This window comes from Bacillus sp. 196mf (assembly GCF_003217275.1).
In the GTDB taxonomy this organism is placed as follows: Bacteria; Bacillota; Bacilli; order Bacillales; family Bacillaceae_G; genus Bacillus_A; species Bacillus_A thuringiensis_S.
The window spans coordinates 146,954-164,218 of the sequence record NZ_QJTG01000003.1; the positions used below are offsets into that span (position 1 = coordinate 146,954).

The following is a 17,265-nucleotide window of genomic DNA, read 5'->3' on the forward strand; positions in this document are numbered from 1 at the left end:
ATTTTGTATATACAAATTCGAAAATAAGAATGAGAATCCTGCTTTTAAATAAAAAAAAGCAACATTCTTATGGAATGCTGCACAAGGAGGGTAGCTATCTTTCATAGGGACATTGTCTCGTTGAATGCTTTGTGTATGGAAACAAAACATGTTGAAAGACAATTATAAGAAAGTAGAAACAAAAGATTTACACATTTCTTTAAGGGATCTTACGAAAGATGAGAGATAAGAAATATGTAGAACCTTGTTTATATATTTTATTATAGAGATTCTCCATTAACACTATGTGAATATTTGGTAAAGGTTATGTAATTTTAAAGTTAATGAATATAAGTAGTTGTATGGAAGAAAATAAAAAAAGAGGCTGAGATTACTCAGCGCTCTTCTTTTCTTCTTTAATAGCTGTTTTTACTTCACCAGTTTTGATCTTATTACTTTCAGAGAAGCGAAGTAAGTCACCTTCAATGATTTTATCAGACATGTTCAATTCATTTTGGGCACGATCAATTAGTGGTTGAGATTCTTCTTTCGGTAATTGTACAACTTCGCCAGTAGCACGGTCGTAGAATGTACTGTTTGTGTACATGTATTTATCTGTAACGAAGCTACCGTCACGAAGAACAACAAATCCTTTATTATCAGGTGAGAATACATCATGACCGAATCGAACGTCATTTGTAGAATCTACACCAAGTAAGTTTAGAATAGTTGGTTTAATGTCAATTTCACCAGTTGGTTTCGAAATTGTTTTACCTTCTTTTTGACCTGGAACGTGAATAAACATCGGTGTTTTTTGTAAGTTCATATGGTCAAATGCAGTGATTTCTTCTTTTCCTAAGAACTGTGCCATTGCACGGTTATGGTTTTCAGAAATACCGTAGTGGTCACCGTAGAATACGATTACTGAGTTGTCGTAAATACCTTCTGCTTTTAGACGCTCAATAAAGTGTTTCATTGCTTCGTCTAAGTAACGAGCAGTTACCATGTAACGGTCAAATACTCCATCACCAGAATTATATTCGTCGATTAATTTTGTACTGTCATCGTAAGTGAATGGGTAATGATTCGTTAAAGTAAGGAAGCGAGTATAAAATGGTTGCTTCACTTCTTTCAACATATCAATAGATTGATCGAAGTATTCGATATCTTTTAATCCCCAGTTTAATTTTGTTTCCGGCGTAATCTTGTAATCAAGCTCGTTGTAGTAACGATCATAACCAAGTGCTGGATACATAATGTTACGGTTCCAGAATGTTGCGTTGTTTGCGTGGAATACCGACGTGTGATACCCTTGCTGACGTAAAATTTCTGGAGTTGCTGTATATTCATTGTTACCGTGTGTGAAGAATACAGCACCGCGGTCTAGTGGATATAAAGAAGTATCTACTAGGAATTCAGCATCAGATGTTTTACCTTGCCCAGTTTGATGGAAGAAGTTATCAAAGTAATAACTTTCTTTCGTAAATTGGTTTAAGAATGGTGTAACTTCTTGTCCGTTAACTGTTGCGCCAATTAAGAATGTTTGTAATGACTCAAGAGAGACAACAATTACGTTTTTCCCTTTTGCAGTACCGAACATATTTGGATCTGGTTTACTTTGTGTTGTTTTCACGTAGTTTTCTGTTTCTTGTAATTTACTACCGTCAGCGAATGCTTTTTGTGAACTTGATTTCGCTTGTAAGCCAAGATCGTATACTTGGTGTACATATAATCCTAAGTTTTTAACAAGCATAACGCGGTCGAATGAACGTGTTAATAGTTCTGGGCGTTCAGCTTCTGCAAGTCCTAAGTTTGCGAAGAAAATAGCAACTGTTGATACGAAGTATAGAGAACGCATCGGGCGTGCTACACGCTCTGTAGGTGCAAAGTTTTTCATTTTCTTCAATAGAACGAAGAATATGATAATGTCTGCAAATGCAAGAATAATTTTGTAGTTAAATAATTCTTTCACACTAGAACCTAAACTTCCGAAGTTAGATGTTTGTCCGAGTACTGGTAAAGTAACGAAGTCATTGTAGAATCCGTAGAACATTACGTTACCAACAAGAACGATTGTTAAGATAAAATTAATTCCAAGTGCTATATAGTTACGTTTTTTCCCTTTTGCAAATAATGCAAGACCAACAAGCAGTAATGATGCTGCTAATGGGCTAAGGAATAAAATGAATTCTTGCATGAAAGATTCAAGTTTTAAATCAAAGCTTGTACGTGTAATAATGTAAGTTTTCAGCCATAAGGCTAATGCTACGAATACAGTGAAACGCACATTTTGAAATTGTGATTTCAAGGTTTCTTTCATTCATTTCCACCCTTTCTCTATCAGGCTTGGTCGATTTTGGAGCGAAAAATGCTAAAATAAAAAATACATAGTTTTCTTGGCCATAATTAAAGGTTCTATATTCACCCATATACGACTATAACTATGCATACCCTTTTGGTTTCTTTTGTTGCTCATAAGCATAACGTCATTTCTGTATTATACAACAAAATTCATTTCTGAGAAACACTATAACATTTTACATTTTTTGTATAAGATTTGTCACTACCAGAGAAAACTTTAACATTCGTTTATATGTCCGTCAACTAGAAAATATAACAAAGATAGAGCAGAATGTTAAGTAGAAGTGAAAATTTTCTTTGTTGAGAAATAAGAAACGAAGATGGGTAAGGGTTATCTAGAAATCTATTATATGAAGGAAATTGTGTAAAAATTAACGAACACTTGTTCTTTTTCGGTTTGTTTGTTACAATGAAAGTTCATTGATAGGTTTTGTGTAATTTCTATGAACTTTTACTGATAACATATTGTAGCTTATTTCTTTTTAAAAATAGGGAGGCTTTTACATGAAACAAAAATTTTCAGTTGAAGCGTTTTGGAAGAAAGTAAAACATGTTGCAAAGCAAGCAGGGCAGTCGGTCATTTATACAAGTTTATTACTGTTTTACGTTTTGCAAAGACCCGATGTTCCAAAACGAGTGAAAATTATTGTAATTGGAGCACTTGCTTATTTTATTGCACCGATTGATGCGATTCCAGATTTCATTGCTGGAATTGGCTATACGGATGATTTAGGGGCGTTAACGGCCGCACTAATACAGGTGTCGTTATACGTCAATGAAGATGTGAAAGATAAGGCACGAGTGAAGTTGGCAGAATGGTTTGGTTCGGATATAGACACAACATTTATCGATCAGAAATTAGGTCAATAGGTGAAACCTGTCATAAGGTGACAGGACGAACGTAAGCGAGGAAGTGCATTATGCCATCAGGAAGAACGCATACGAAAATAAACTTAATATCCCTTCCGGTTGTTTTGTTTTTGCTTTTTTCGTATGGATTAACAAATTTTGATTTTTTATTAACTTTTGCAATTGGTTTTTTAGTAGGTACTTCATTTTTAACACCGGATTTAGATACGTACAGTAATGCTTATAACAAATGGGGTTTCTTACGTATATTTTGGTATCCTTATAAAAAAGTAATGCCGCATCGATCTTTCTTTACGCATACGATTATACTTGGTGATGTGATTCGTATTGCGTACATGTTAATCGTCTTTTCTCCATTTTTATTCCTATTAAATGTAATCGCACTGGATGGTAATTTAATAGAAATTGCGAAGAAACATGAGGTTGAAATTGTAACGTTCTTAATGGGAATTGTTGTGGCAAGTACGCTCCACATTATAGCGGATAAAGTGAATACGCGCCGAAAGAAAATGATGAGAAAAAAGAAGAAACGCAGAAGATAAAGTGAACGGAAAAGGACCCTTGCAATTTGCAAGGGTCCTTTTTTAAACAAACGTTTGTTTAAAATTAAGCTTTCAGTACTTTAATTCCTTTTACAATGTTCCAGATGAAGTAGTATAAGCTGATGATTCCGCAAATAGCTAAGACAATCATTGATCCAATTCCAAGTGTTACATCTGGTTGATCAGATCCAAGACCCATAATTCCTAAAATAGTTAAGCCAATGAATGTAGCGATACTTGGAATGATGTGTGTCCATAGAGCACGTTTTGCATGTGGTTTTGTTTCAGCGTCTCCTACAATCCAAACGATAATAGGGAATAAGATAGGGGCAAATAGTACACTAAAGTATGATAACGCAGCTAATATTTTATTTCCGTTCATATATATCACCTCATGAATAATTTCTGTTGTTATACTATTATTATGCAATAATTTTGGCAAACTTCCTATCGATGAACATTACAAGAACGTGACGATTTTGTAAGATTTCCTGTTAAATAATAAAATTTTCAAAAAAATCTTTTTTAATAGAAATTGTTATGGTACAGTATAAATGAAAGTTTTTGAAAACGTTTTCTTAAACGTTTTTTTATTTTTAGACTTAAAGGTATGATGACCTGATAGTCTATTGATAAGGTTGTATTTATTTAAAAGGGGATTCTTTAGGGGGAGAGGACAATGAACACATGGACACAAGTTTATGATCCGTTCGGTAATATTTGGATTTCAGCAGCAGTAGCACTTATTCCGATTATCTTTTTTTTCTTAGCTTTAGCAGTTTTCCGCATGAAAGGGTATGTGGCAGGATTTATTACAGTTGTACTTACAGTTTTAGTAGCGTTATTCGCTTATAAAATGCCGTTCACGATGGCAATGGCAGCGACCGGATATGGTTTCTTATACGGATTATGGCCGATTGCTTGGATTATCATTATGTCGGTATTTTTATATAAAATTTCTGTAAAAACAGGTCAATTCGATGTGATTCGTGCATCGGTATTATCGATTACGAACGATCATCGTCTACTCGTTATTTTAATTGGATTTTCATTTGGAGCATTTTTAGAAGGAGCGGCAGGATTTGGGGCACCAGTAGCGATTACAGCAGCGCTTCTTGCGGGGCTTGGGTTAAATCCTTTATACGCAGCAGGTCTTTGTTTGATTGCAAATACTGCACCAGTGGCGTTCGGAGCGATGGGAATTCCGATTACAGTTGCTGGACAAGTAACGGGTATTGATCCACATAAAATTGGACAAATGGCTGGACATCAATTACCGTTCCTATCATTATTTGTTCCATTCTTTATCGTATTTTTAATGGATGGATTTAAAGGGATAAGACAAACGTGGCCTGCGTTACTTGTAGCGGGTAGTTCATTTGCAATTACGCAGTTCATTACAGCGACATTTTTAGGGCCGGAACTTCCGGATATTACATCGGCACTTGTAAGTTTAATTAGTTTAGCGCTGTTCTTAAAAGTTTGGCAGCCGAAAGAAATCTATCAATCCGAGCAAGCAAATAGTGAAGTAGCAGCAACAACGACAGCAGCATCGATGCCGAAATTAACGTTTGGAAAAGTAGTAAAAGCATGGTCTCCATTTATCGTATTAACGGTTATGGTAGTCATTTGGAGCCAAAGTTTCTTTAAGGCATTATTCGCTCCAGGAGGGGCTTTAGCAAGTCTTGTATTTAAGTTTGAAATTTCAGGTCTGCATAATCTAGTAATGAAAGCAGAGCCGATTGTAAATAAACCAACGCCTTACGAGGCAATTCTGAAGTTTGATGTATTATCAGCAACCGGAACGGCGATTTTAATTGCTTGTATCATTTCCATGTTTATTTTGAAAATGAATGTAAAAGATGCAGTAGTGACATTTAAAGAAACGTTAAGTGAATTAAAAATGCCAATTCTATCAATCGGATTCGTACTAGGGTTTGCATTTATCGCAAACTATTCTGGTCTATCTTCTACGTTAGCGTTAGCACTAGCAGGAACTGGCGGACTATTCCCGTTCTTCTCGCCTTTCTTAGGCTGGATTGGCGTATTCTTAACAGGGTCTGATACGTCTGCGAATGCACTGTTCTCGAATTTACAAGCCATTACAGCGCAGCAAGTCGGCGTATCTGAAGTGCTTCTTGTTGCAGCAAATACAACAGGCGGTGTAACAGGTAAAATGATTTCTCCGCAGTCGATTGCGATTGCTTGTGCAGCAGTTGGTCTTGCTGGAAAAGAATCGGATTTGTTCCGTTTTACAGTGAAGCATAGTTTGTTCTTCGTAATTATTGTTGGTATTATGACTTATGTTCAGGCTTATTATTTAACGTGGATGATTCCATAAACAACAAAAGAAATAAACTTTTAATTTTCCAAATTATGGTGTATGATGGAAAAGTATTGAAAATTAAATCAGTGATAAACTAGGGGTGCCTAACGTATGCGTAGGCTGAGAGAGAAGCGCGTGAACTTCTTAACCCCTTTGGACCTAATCTGGCTCGTACCAGCGTAGGGAAGTTAACGGCTTTACATAATGATGTCTTTATGAGCCAGGTCCTTATTTTTTTATGGACCTGGCTCTTTTTATGGAAGATGCGCAAATTGGGAATACCGACAGTAGTGGATAGGGTTGTTCAACAAGCAATCAGTCAAGTGCTTGGTTCAATATTTGAAAAACAATTTAGCGAATCTAGTTACGGCTTTAGACAAGGGCTCTTTTATGTTTGTATTTCGGAACTTCATCATATTTCTTTAAATAATAAGCACGGTAAGTAGCTTCACGAAGTTGTACAGAGTTGGCAGCTTCAACCATGTAATAACGAAGATACTGGTTTCCCGTTCGTGTCATGGGTGTTCGTTCCGATTCAAAGTTTCCAGATTGCGATTTTTTCTAGTAAAGACCGGTGTATTTGGCCAATTGTGCTTCGTTCTCAAAGCGTTCAATTTGTCCAACTTCCGCAATGATTCCCGCGGCGTATACGACTCCAATGCCTGGAACACTTGTTAAATATCTCGCTTCTGGAATGGCTTAGAATAAAGCAGTAATGATTTTTTCTATCTCTTTGATTTGTTTTTTCAATGTTTGAATCAATCGTGCATAAGTGGCTAATACAACGTCCACAGAGTCTTGAACGACCTTACCTAGTCGGTAGGAGTCACGTATGGCTTTCTTGATGGTTTTCGCTAAATCTTCCGGGTCGCTAAAGCGTCCTTTCTCCTTTTTCTGAAGAAGAGTAGCGAGTGCTTCTAGATCCATTTCTGCGATTTCATCCAACGAAAGGGAATCTGAGAGTATTTCCATCATCGTCGCACCAAAAACAGAGGTATTTAACTCTTTCGATAACGTATTACATTTGTAGTAAAGGTTCTTCAGAAAGTGTTGCTTACATTCTGTTTGCTGGTGAACGAGTTGATATCTAGATCGTGTTAAACGTTGAAGGGCAACGTATTTTTCCTCCTTGATAAGAAACTTATTATACCGTCCGATTCGTAAAAAATCGGCAATACGGAAAGCATCTATTTTATCGGTCTTATCTTCTTCAAAGAGTTTTTTATACCGATGGATGGCTTTTGGATTTTGTACGACCACTTCCACGTCTAAAGCCCTCAAATCCTTATCTTCCGTTAGGAACATGGAAGGATGGAAACTATAGACGGAAGTAGATTCCATGCCAATGACAATTTTTTTATAGTTGTACAACTGGTGAAAATGGAGAACATCCTCCTTAATGGCGTTGGCACCATTCACATCGTTTGAAAGACAAATTTCTTTCAAAACAGTGTCATGACTGTCAAGAAAACATACATCAAGTTTTTCAGAGCTTACATCAATAGCTACGAATAATCTCAAAGAAAGGACCTCCTTTCTTTGAATAGTATTTGGAATGAGCTTGGATACTGTGGGATCTTCCTAGAGTCCAAAACATAGCCACAACCTCGCGTATGAGTATTCAATGATTGCCTTCATCTAAGCTGCCCTCCCACCACTATGAGAGGTAAGTGAAGGAAACCGATACAGCTTGTGCGTATGCAGTGCATTTTGGTCTGGGTCACAGTCTTTTAACGTGGTCGAACTACAGGAGGAGTAAGCATATTCCCGATGGGTCCATTTCCGCACTTCCATTATCTGGAGAAATCCCCCAGTATCCAAGACTAAATTTTACCCATACATCATTTTTTTGATGTAGCTCTTGAAGATAAAAACTATTTAATTTTCAAGGAACAGTTATTAACTTAAAACTTATTATACGAGGAGGGTGTATCATGAAAAAAATATGCTTTGTATTAATTGTCGACGCTGGTATAAATTATGGTTCAATATTTTCTCTACCATTTTTAAGGAATCAGAATGATTTGAAGGAATATTTTTCTAAGTATTATGATGTTTCAATTAATTATATCAGGGATAAAAACTCAGTTGACTATTTGGTAGTTCCCAAACCGTGTCCAGCTTTTGATAATGAAAATAATCTTCCAATAATTGAAGTACCAGCAATCTTATTTATGGAAAAGAATTTTGAAAAAATAAAGACTTATATAGACAATTATTTTTCTAATAACTCATAAAGAAAATAAAAGTACAGTAAAAAGAAGTCCGATAAAAAACGAGTGGTGTAGAATATTTCTACTAATCATTCGTTTTTTTTTATATTTACATATATTTTTTAAAAGAGGATTATAGACGTTCTGAAAAAAATTAATTATAACAAGAACAGTGTTCGTGCTACTATCTACGGTTATTTTTTATACTAAGTACCCCTTTAACTAACAAGACAACAAAAAAATATTAACATATTAAGGAAAAAGATTAACATATTAAGGAAAAAGATTAACATATTAAGGAAAAAATGTTGCAATAAATGTAAGAGCTTTCTCTTTGATTTTTAGCTCTGAATAATAAAGATAGTTAAATCACTAAATGGAGGAGAAAGTAATGACTAATTTATTGCGTAAACTAACAGATGAAGAAATGGAAACGTCGCTACCTAATGGAGGAGCAAGTTACCTTTGTTCCTTGTATAGTAAATTGTTACCTATCGCTATAGCAGGTTGTATGGCAAAAAACGATAGCAGTTGTAACGAAATGCAGCATTACACAGACTTTCTTCGTAAAAACTGTTAATAATAATTATTTTTTCAAAGTAAGATAATACAATAATATGGAGGAGCAGGTCAATTTTGTTCCTTGTATAGTAAATCGTTACCTATCGCTATAGCAGGTTGTATTGTGGGGAACAATAGCAGTTGTAGCGAAATGCAGTAGTACACAGAATATCTTCATAAATACTGTTAATAATAATTTATTTTTCAAAGTAAGATAATACAATAATAGAAAAGTGATTTAACTATCTTATTATTATAATTTTAGGAGGATGAAATGAGTCAATCATTTTCAATAGTCGTTATATGTAAAAATGAAGAAAGAGTAATAGAGAGATGTATAGAAGCTATACATGAGGACTTACGAGAAGGTGATGAAATAATAGTTGTTGATACTGGTTCAACAGATAATACATTGAGTATCTTAGCTACAATGGAAAATATAAAAATCTTTCAGTTCGATTGGAACGATGACTTTGCAGAAGCTAGAAATTTTGGAATCTCTAAATCCAGTAAAGATTGGATCTTTTTTATAGATTCTGATGAAATTTTAGTAAAAGGTAGTATTGATCATCTTGATGATGCTATTAAAAATACGTTGAAACATGCTAACAATAGAGAAAGAATTGTTTTTGCACCGAAAATAATAAATACAGATGATTCTGTTCTTTATAATGCTGGTAGAATTCTGCCTAACGATAACACCGTTAAATTCGAAGGAGTTATTCATGAATACCCTATTGTGATAGAGGAAAGCTTAAATCTAGTGTCTATAAAAATATCTAAAGTAGTGGTAAAACATGATGGGTATGAAGATGTCGTGATAAAAAATAAGAATAAAGCACTCAGGAACACAACTTTAATAGAAAAAATTCTTAAGCAAAATCCCAATAATTCTAGGTACTATTATTTTTACTATAGAGATGCTAAGCCGATGTTGACTGACCAAGAGTATGAACAAGGAATGCTTAACTTTTTAAAAAAATTTCCTGATGACTCTTATAGTAACCAGGTTGCTAAGGATTTAGGCTTTTATTATTTAAGCAAAAATAAAAATGATGAAGCAGAAAAGTATATTACTATGCTTTTTGAAAGTGCTGAGAGGGGAACTGTGGAAGATCGTTCTGTAGCAATATATCTCACAGGAATAAAAGAAATTCAAAAATTGAAATCCCAACAAAAAGAATTACTTAGGTTGCTAATTTATACTAGAGACAATGTTTTAAATCAAGAAGAATCACTGTTTGAAAATGGATATGCATTTGATGATTTAATAGGATTATTATTTTTTGAGTTGCAAGATTACAAAACTGCTTATGAAATAGCTCATAAGCTCAATTCAAATAATTTTTCTTCTAATCTTTCAAAAATGTTAAAAAAGCTTGGTCAGATATATGAATAAATTCAAAAAAATCACTTAATATAATTTTCAATAACATTAAAAAGTAACTGATTTTTCAGTGTAAGGAGAGTAATTATGAAATATGAAGTCATTCCTCAGATTGGTAAGGAAGACTGTGGCGCCGCGTGTGTCGCTATGATAATGAAGAACTATTTTGCAAAAAAGTCTCAATCTGTGAAGTGCGACCATTAATTAAAAATAATTCGTTGGGGACTAACTTTTTGGATTTAAAAAGAGGTCTAAAACGTTTGGGAATTAATGGAACTGTTTCACAAGCAACTAAGCAGAGAGAGGTATTTGATGAAGTTTCTTATCCGTTTATTACACAAATTGAGAATGAAGAGGGAATACATTTCGTTACAGTTTTTGAAAAGAAAAAATCTAGTTTAATTATTGGAGATTCTACTAAAGATAAGCAACAAGTAATGACAATAAAGAAGTTCATAGAAATATGGCAACCGTATGTATTAGAAATTGATTTAGAAAATTCTGAAATAAAGTGCGAAATAGAACAAAACACTAAAGAAGTAAGTATCTGGAGAATTTTAAAATTAGTAAAATGGCAACTTGTTATATCATTTGTCCTATCAATTGTAATTTATCTCCTGGGTGTAGTGCTTGCAAATATTTATTCTCTGTACTTCAACTTTCTGATACCACAAAAGCTAAGTGCACTTGTATTAGAATTAATGGGTGTTTATCTAGTGATAAATATCTTAAATTTCGTATTATCTTTTACTAATAATTTTATGTATAACTTGATGAGTAAAAAAATTGACAAAATAATTATTGAAAAATATTTTAAAGGCTTGTTAGCTAAACCAAATATGGCAATTGAATCTTATGAGGTAGGAGAATTGCTTACTAACCTCTCAAACGTATTAATGATCCGACAAAGATTTTTAACTTATCTTCAAATGATTCCGGTGAATGTTATAACTATGGGATTCAGTTTTTATTTGTTATTCAAATCTGAAAGTAGATTATCCGGTCTTGTTCTTGTATTAATTGTTACGCTTTTGCTTGTACTTTATTTATCGCAAGGACGTTATGAAAAATTGAGTAAATCGTTGGTCAAAACGGGCCAAGAATTTAATACTACAGTAGTCAATATTTTTAGCAACATGAGTATTATTAAACAGCTTAGTTTAGAAACTGAATTTGGAAACAGAGGAGTAGATAAACTTACGGACTATATTGGTACGAGAACAAAAATGTTTAATTTTGATTCTATGCAAAATCAACTTAAAATATTTATTTTATCTTCATTTAACATTTTGCTATTTTCATGCGGAGTGTATCTAATTATTAATAACCAATTATCAACGGGTGTTCTGCTAACATTTAATGCATTACTTTCTTATGTGACAAATCCAATTCTTAATCTTGCTAACTTACAGTCATCACTGGTACAAGGAAAAGTAGCACAAGCTAAACTCTACAATATAATTGAATCAAGAATTAAATTTTTTGGAGATGAGGTACTTGAAATACCCGCAGAAGATATAGAAGTTAGTTTTGAAAATGTATCCTTTGATTATGATTCAACAGCTAAAATATTTAGAAATCTTTCAATAGATATTAAGGGTAATAATCTTGCTATTAGTGGATTAAATGGGGTAGGAAAGTCAACAGTTGGTAAATTGATCGCTCGTCTTTATATTCCTGATAATGGGAGTATTAAGGTTAATGGACAAAACTTACAAGAGTTTTCAGAAGAATCTATCAGAGATAATATTATTTATGTAGATGGACGTGAGAGTTTATTTGAGTCTGATGTTTTAGATAATATCAAGTTAGGACGGGATATTGAAGACAAATATATCATAGAAACTATAAATGAACTCAACGCTGATTCTGCTTTTCAAAATATAGACTTTGAAAATGTAGATGGTACACAGTTAAGTTTAGGGCAAATGCAAATTGTTAAAATACTACGTTCTACATTGATCAAAAAGAAGATTTATATTTTTGATGAAATTACAAATGGTTTAGATGAAGATGTAAAATTATCTGTTATTAACTATTTGCTAAACTTAGAAGGATTGAAAATTTTTATAACACACGATAAAGAGGTAACAGAAAAATGCTTGGAAGAATTTATTGTCAAAGATAACAATATAATAAAGAAGGCGATAATATGAAAAAAATAATTATTAGTATTTCAATTCTGGTGTTAGCAGGTTTTTTTGGAATGTTTATGTATCACAAAATGACCTATGAAAAGACTAATTATGAATATACAAAGTTTAATCAAATTCCGAATATAGTAGAAGAAAATGAAAAAGTGATTATTTTCGTGAAGCAAGATGGTTGCGCACCTTGCAAACTAGTTGACCCTATTGTGAACGATTATGCAAAGAGAAATAAAGGGATAGTATACACTATCATTGGAAACAAAGACAAAGATTATGTCAGCCAATCAAAAAAATATCATATTGAGGGAACCCCTACATTAATATTTTATCGAAATGGAAAGGAAGTTCAACGTCTGAATACTGCTTTTACTGACACAGAATTTCAGCAAACGATAAAGGAAGTGGACTTCTGATATGAAAAAATATGGAGTTTTAGGAGTAATTATTATTATTTTTTTGCTAAGTATTTTTTTTCTTTATAGAGAAAATACAGTGTTAAAAAGAAATAATTCTACTTTGGAAATAGAAAAACAAATTGTTATTGATAATACAGGAAGTTATGATTATCTCAATTCAATTACAGTAGATTCATTTGAAAAAAGAATTAAAAATGGGGATGATATTTTTGTTTATATCGGAAATAGTCAGTGTTCCGATTGTTCTTTTTTCTCAAAAATATTAGAGAAGGAAGTTAAAACTTTTCCTCTTAAAGACTCACTTTATTTAGTAAATATAAGTAATATACATCAAGATAAAAATAGGTGGTTAGCGTTCAAAAAAAGATACGGTTTTGATCAAACGCCAGCATTTTTATTATTTCAACAAGGTAAAGTAAAAAGCATGATTCAGTGGGATGAAAAAAATGGCTTGAGTGAAGAAATTTTTCATAATTGGTTAGAAGAGAATGAAACATTTATTAGGAAACTTGAAATGAAATGATTTGTCACGTTTAGAATTCCAAAAAAATTACCTTCGCAAGATTTTTCAAAATTAGATTATAGAAGAAAAGTTCATAAATGACTATAACAAAGTATGTTAACGAACGAAATGAAATAGCAAAATGCAGCAGAGACAAAGGCTCTTTGTCAAACGGGACTGATGAATGTATTTGGCAAGTAAAAAATGGTTCTTCCCGGAGTTAGTTGAAAAGTCTCATTCTCTCCAAAAGTAGAATCTTTGTCCGCAATGTGGAGAATTGGCATCGACCATACATGATTCTTTTAATAAGCTTTAACTTGTTTATGCTCCCTTCGGCAAGACCATTATTATTCTCATAAGTTACCGCATTTCTGACAGCTTCAATATCCCGGGCTAATCCATTCGTAAAGCTCTTAAACTCTTGTATATTAGTATTCTTAATTTTCTCGATACAATGATCGAGATTCTCAACACTCTTTGTGGTGAAGATGTTTTTAAACTCACATGTTAAGTCATAAACTATTTTTACAATAGGGTGTTCTTCACAAACACGTTCAAATTGCTCTTGTGTAATAGCTTCTACCTTTTCCAGTGGCTTGTAAAGGAGTTTTAAGATATTTGAACGTTTTATGGTTTCGGTTAGAGTATGTGATTCACTAAAGGTTTGAGCGCTCTCTCTCTTCCTCTGCTTTAATTCATGTACATATTTTCGCAAGTTAGATGATGAGCCGTTATAACCCTTTTCCTGGATTATTTTTTCTATTTTCGAACTCATTAGCCCTCGCTCGAATAAATCTTTAATCTCCTCTTTGTAAGGATCCAATTTACTACTCCGTTTTTTTCCATAAGAAGCATGTACCGGCGTGAAGTCTTCATCGAAATACCGCTTTATCGTTCTACGATCAAAGCCCGTTCTACGGGATATTTCCTTATTACTAAGCCCAAGCTTCTTTAACTCTCGTACTTCATTTATATCGTTCATTTTCCTTTGTACCTTTTCTTCGTGAATAATCGTTGCTTGCTTTTTAAATTTTTTCTGCTTTTCCTCTTCTGATAGACGTATTAATTTGTCATATGTCCGAACGTCCATATTTAGCTGGCTACATATCCAGCTTTTACTGTTCCCATCAGCTTTATATTGAAGTGCACGTTCGTACTTTTCCTTAATAGTTAGTTTACGATTGATATTGCTTTGCGGGATATTATCTTGTTGCGTACAAGTTTCCTCACATTTTGATTCATCCACAGGGATTTTTACGGAGTTCTTTAGTTCCTTCTTTAATACATCAGACGCATAATCTGTTAGATTTTTTAAAATGTGGAAGCAATCGCTTACTTGTACAGCTTCTGGGTGTGCTTCGGTTATTGCGTTATGATATGTGATAGAACCATCTCTTGCTACAATTTCCAGGATGGATCGGTGTATTCTTAACAGGGTCTGATACGTCAGCGAATGCACTGTTCTCGAATTTACAAGCGATTACAGCGCAGTAAGTCGGTGTATCTGAAGTACTTCTAGTTGCAGCAAATACAACGGGCAGTGTAACAGGAAAAATGATTTCACCGCAATCGATTGCAATTGCTTGTGCAGCAGTTGGACTTGCTGGAAAGGAATCAGACTTATTCCGCTTTACAGTGAAGCATAGTTTATTCTTCGTAATTATTGTTGGTATTATGACGTATGTACAGGCATATTATTTAACGTGGATGATTCCATACACAACAAAAGAAATAAACTTTGCATTTTTCAGATTATCGTGTATGATGGGAAAGTATTGAAAATTAAATCAGTGATAAACTAGGGGTGCCTAACGTATGCGTAGGCTGAGAGAGAAGCGCGTGAACTTCTTAACCCTTTGGACCTGATCTGGCTCGTACCAGCGTAGGGAAGTTAACGGCTTTACATAATGATGTCTTTATGGGCCAGGTCCTTATTTTTTTATGGACCTGGCTCTTTTTATTTTGGCATGCGCTGGCCATATCTTGTCCTTGTCACGAACAGGGGGGCAACAAAATTTATGAAACAATCTGTTTCAGCTGAGCAAATTGAATTGAAGTCGAGTTTACCAGGGAGTAAGAAAGTATATGTGGATGGACCACGAGAAGGTATGAAAGTGCCGATGCGTGAGATTGAACAAAGCGAAACGAATGGCGTTCCAAATCCACCAATCCGTGTGTATGATACGAGCGGTCCTTATACAGATCCTGCGTATAAGGTCGAGTTGGAAAAAGGAATTCCAACGCCGCGCCACTCTTGGATTATGGGGCGTGGTGATGTAGAAGCATACGAAGGGCGTGAAGTGAAACCAGAGGATGACGGTGTGAAAGTAGCTTCGAAGCATACACCTGTTTTCCCGCAAATGGATCGCCAGCCACTTAGAGCAAAGCAAGGTGCAAACGTTACGCAAATGCACTATGCACGTAATGGCATTATTACGTCTGAGATGGAATACGTTGCGATTCGTGAAGGGGTAGAGCCGGAGTTTGTTCGTAAGGAAATCGCAGAAGGCCGCGCTATTTTACCAGCGAATATTAATCATCCAGAAGCTGAACCGATGATTATCGGGCGTAACTTCCATGTGAAGGTAAACGCGAATATCGGAAACTCTGCTGTATCTTCTTCTATTGCAGAAGAAGTAGAAAAGATGACGTGGGCTACTCGCTGGGGTGCAGATACGATTATGGATTTATCTACAGGTAAAAACATTCATACGACGCGTGAGTGGATTATTCGTAATGCGCCTGTACCAGTTGGAACTGTGCCGATTTATCAAGCGCTTGAAAAGGTAAATGGAATTGCAGAAGATTTAACGTGGGAAGTGTACCGTGATACGTTAATTGAGCAAGCGGAGCAAGGCGTTGATTACTTTACAATTCACGCGGGCGTATTACTTCGCTACATTCCGATTACTGCAAAGCGTACGACAGGTATCGTTTCACGCGGTGGTTCGATTATGGCACAGTGGTGTTTATTCCATCATAAAGAAAACTTCTTGTATACTCATTTTGAAGAAATTTGTGAAATTATGAAGCAGTACGACGTTTCGTTCTCTCTTGGAGATGGATTACGTCCAGGTTCGATTGCAGATGCAAATGACGAAGCGCAATTCTCTGAACTTGAAACACTTGGTGAATTAACGAAGATTGCTTGGAAACATGATGTGCAAGTTATGATCGAAGGACCTGGACACGTACCGATGCACTTAATTAAAGAGAATATGGAGAAAGAGCTTGATATTTGTCAGGGCGCGCCGTTTTATACACTTGGGCCACTAACGACAGATATTGCACCAGGTTATGACCATATTACATCGGCAATTGGAGCTGCGATGATCGGTTGGTTTGGAACGGCGATGCTTTGTTATGTAACGCCGAAAGAACATTTAGGTTTACCGAATAAAGATGATGTACGCACGGGTGTTATTACGTACAAAATTGCAGCGCATGCGGCTGATCTTGCAAAAGGACATAAAACGGCTCATCAGCGTGATGATGCACTTTCAAAAGCACGTTTCGAATTTCGTTGGCGCGATCAATTTAATTTATCTTTAGATCCTGAACGTGCGATGGAATATCACGATGAAACGTTGCCTGCAGAAGGGGCAAAGACAGCTCACTTCTGTTCAATGTGTGGACCGAAGTTTTGTAGTATGAGAATTTCACATGATATCCGTGAATATGCAAAAGAAAATGATTTAGAAACGACAGAAGCAATTGAAAAAGGAATGAAAGAGAAGGCAGAAGAATTTAAAGAAGCTGGTAGTCATTTATATCAATAACACATTACACCTCTTTACTTGATTGATCACACTGTAGTACCTAACTTTATTATAGAAGAAGCCCCATTTGCTAAGACGGTAGCAAATGGGGCTTCTGTTGTTTATCCCGCTATTTGTGGGCAGTAAGACCCCCACCTCAAAATTCAGCGGAAGCAAAGAAGTTAGGTCGGGGTCGGGCT

General features: G+C 34.8%; 15 protein-coding genes, 3 pseudogenes and 2 riboswitches. Of the genes and pseudogenes, 12 read left to right on the forward strand and 6 right to left on the reverse strand.

The annotated features are described in order from the left end of the window. Window positions 1-370 precede the first annotated feature (370 nt). Complete coding sequence (locus ATL10_RS07430) at window positions 371-2,299, reverse strand: LTA synthase family protein (protein ID WP_000665343.1); 1,929 nt, start codon at window positions 2,297-2,299, stop codon at window positions 371-373. Window positions 2,300-2,844: 545 nt separating this feature from the next. On the opposite strand from ATL10_RS07430, the gene ATL10_RS07440 reads away from it, so the two are divergent. Both ATL10_RS07440 and ATL10_RS07445 read left to right on the forward strand, forming a co-directional pair. Beyond that, window positions 2,845-3,210: a YkvA family protein gene (locus ATL10_RS07440; RefSeq protein WP_000810378.1), complete on the forward strand. Its 366-nt coding sequence runs from the start codon at window positions 2,845-2,847 to the stop codon at window positions 3,208-3,210. Between the two features lie 50 nt (window positions 3,211-3,260). Further along, window positions 3,261-3,752: a metal-binding protein gene (locus ATL10_RS07445; protein ID WP_001139059.1), complete on the forward strand. Its 492-nt coding sequence runs from the start codon at window positions 3,261-3,263 to the stop codon at window positions 3,750-3,752. Window positions 3,753-3,816: 64 nt separating this feature from the next. Here the strand turns inward: ATL10_RS07445 and ATL10_RS07450 are convergent, their stop codons facing one another. Then, a complete protein-coding gene (locus ATL10_RS07450; RefSeq protein WP_001014092.1) occupies window positions 3,817-4,134 on the reverse strand; it encodes a magnetosome magnetite crystal formation protein family in 318 nt (105 codons plus the stop codon). Between the two features lie 297 nt (window positions 4,135-4,431). On the opposite strand from ATL10_RS07450, the gene lldP reads away from it, so the two are divergent. After that, window positions 4,432-6,093 (forward strand): L-lactate permease, encoded by a 1,662-nt coding sequence (gene lldP / locus ATL10_RS07455; RefSeq protein WP_098566680.1) that lies wholly within the window; start codon window positions 4,432-4,434, stop codon window positions 6,091-6,093. 71 nt (window positions 6,094-6,164) lie between these two features. Further along, window positions 6,165-6,281, forward strand: a riboswitch (TPP riboswitch). Between the two features lie 169 nt (window positions 6,282-6,450). Here the strand turns inward: lldP and ATL10_RS32310 are convergent. Together ATL10_RS32310 and ATL10_RS07465 are read right to left on the reverse strand one after the other, a co-directional pair. Continuing rightward, window positions 6,451-6,774, reverse strand: a pseudogene (locus ATL10_RS32310) (transposase). 3 nt (window positions 6,775-6,777) lie between these two features. Beyond that, window positions 6,778-7,599 carry an IS110 family transposase gene (locus tag ATL10_RS07465; RefSeq protein ID WP_423231317.1) on the reverse strand — a complete coding sequence of 274 codons (822 nt, stop codon included), beginning with the start codon at window positions 7,597-7,599 and terminating at the stop codon, window positions 6,778-6,780. A 413-nt stretch (window positions 7,600-8,012) separates the two neighbouring features. Here ATL10_RS07465 and ATL10_RS07470 point away from each other — a divergent pair, with 413 nt between their 5' ends. From ATL10_RS07470 to ATL10_RS07500, 7 genes are all read left to right on the forward strand, one after another. Continuing rightward, entirely contained in the window at window positions 8,013-8,315 is a 303-nt protein-coding gene (locus tag ATL10_RS07470; RefSeq protein WP_089171997.1) for a hypothetical protein, read from the forward strand. Between the two features lie 367 nt (window positions 8,316-8,682). Continuing rightward, the gene (locus ATL10_RS07475; protein WP_110496657.1) at window positions 8,683-8,871 is read left to right on the forward strand and encodes a hypothetical protein; all 189 of its coding nucleotides are present in this window, start codon (window positions 8,683-8,685) and stop codon (window positions 8,869-8,871) included. Between the two features lie 255 nt (window positions 8,872-9,126). Continuing rightward, the gene (locus ATL10_RS07480) at window positions 9,127-10,251 is read left to right on the forward strand and encodes a glycosyltransferase family 2 protein (protein WP_110496659.1); all 1,125 of its coding nucleotides are present in this window, start codon (window positions 9,127-9,129) and stop codon (window positions 10,249-10,251) included. A 75-nt stretch (window positions 10,252-10,326) separates the two neighbouring features. Next, the gene (locus ATL10_RS32315) at window positions 10,327-10,443 is read left to right on the forward strand and encodes a cysteine peptidase family C39 domain-containing protein (protein WP_110496661.1); all 117 of its coding nucleotides are present in this window, start codon (window positions 10,327-10,329) and stop codon (window positions 10,441-10,443) included. Then, a complete protein-coding gene (locus tag ATL10_RS07490; protein WP_481747227.1) occupies window positions 10,422-12,395 on the forward strand; it encodes an ATP-binding cassette domain-containing protein in 1,974 nt (657 codons plus the stop codon). The genes ATL10_RS32315 and ATL10_RS07490 overlap by 22 nt, the downstream gene beginning before the upstream one ends. After that, window positions 12,392-12,802, forward strand: a complete 411-nt coding sequence (locus ATL10_RS07495) for a thioredoxin family protein (RefSeq protein WP_181419320.1) — start codon at window positions 12,392-12,394, stop codon at window positions 12,800-12,802. Before ATL10_RS07490 ends, ATL10_RS07495 begins: the two co-directional genes overlap by 4 nt. 1 nt (window position 12,803) lies before the next feature. Then, a complete protein-coding gene (locus ATL10_RS07500) occupies window positions 12,804-13,328 on the forward strand; it encodes a thioredoxin family protein (protein WP_110496665.1) in 525 nt (174 codons plus the stop codon). Between the two features lie 199 nt (window positions 13,329-13,527). Here the strand turns inward: ATL10_RS07500 and ATL10_RS07505 are convergent, their stop codons facing one another. After that, a complete protein-coding gene (locus ATL10_RS07505) occupies window positions 13,528-14,553 on the reverse strand; it encodes a transposase (protein WP_481747228.1) in 1,026 nt (341 codons plus the stop codon). 54 nt (window positions 14,554-14,607) lie between these two features. After that, window positions 14,608-14,766: pseudogene (locus ATL10_RS32320) on the reverse strand (transposase); the annotation flags it as partial. Here ATL10_RS32320 and ATL10_RS07510 point away from each other — a divergent pair. Then, window positions 14,712-15,086 (forward strand): annotated as a pseudogene (locus tag ATL10_RS07510) (L-lactate permease); the annotation flags it as partial. The pseudogenes ATL10_RS32320 and ATL10_RS07510 overlap by 55 nt on opposite strands. Window positions 15,087-15,097: 11 nt before the next feature. Then, window positions 15,098-15,213: riboswitch (TPP riboswitch) on the forward strand. Window positions 15,214-15,325: 112 nt separating this feature from the next. Further along, entirely contained in the window at window positions 15,326-17,086 is a 1,761-nt protein-coding gene (gene thiC, locus ATL10_RS07515) for a phosphomethylpyrimidine synthase ThiC (RefSeq protein ID WP_000814479.1), read from the forward strand. The last annotated feature ends 179 nt before the right edge of the window (window positions 17,087-17,265 follow it).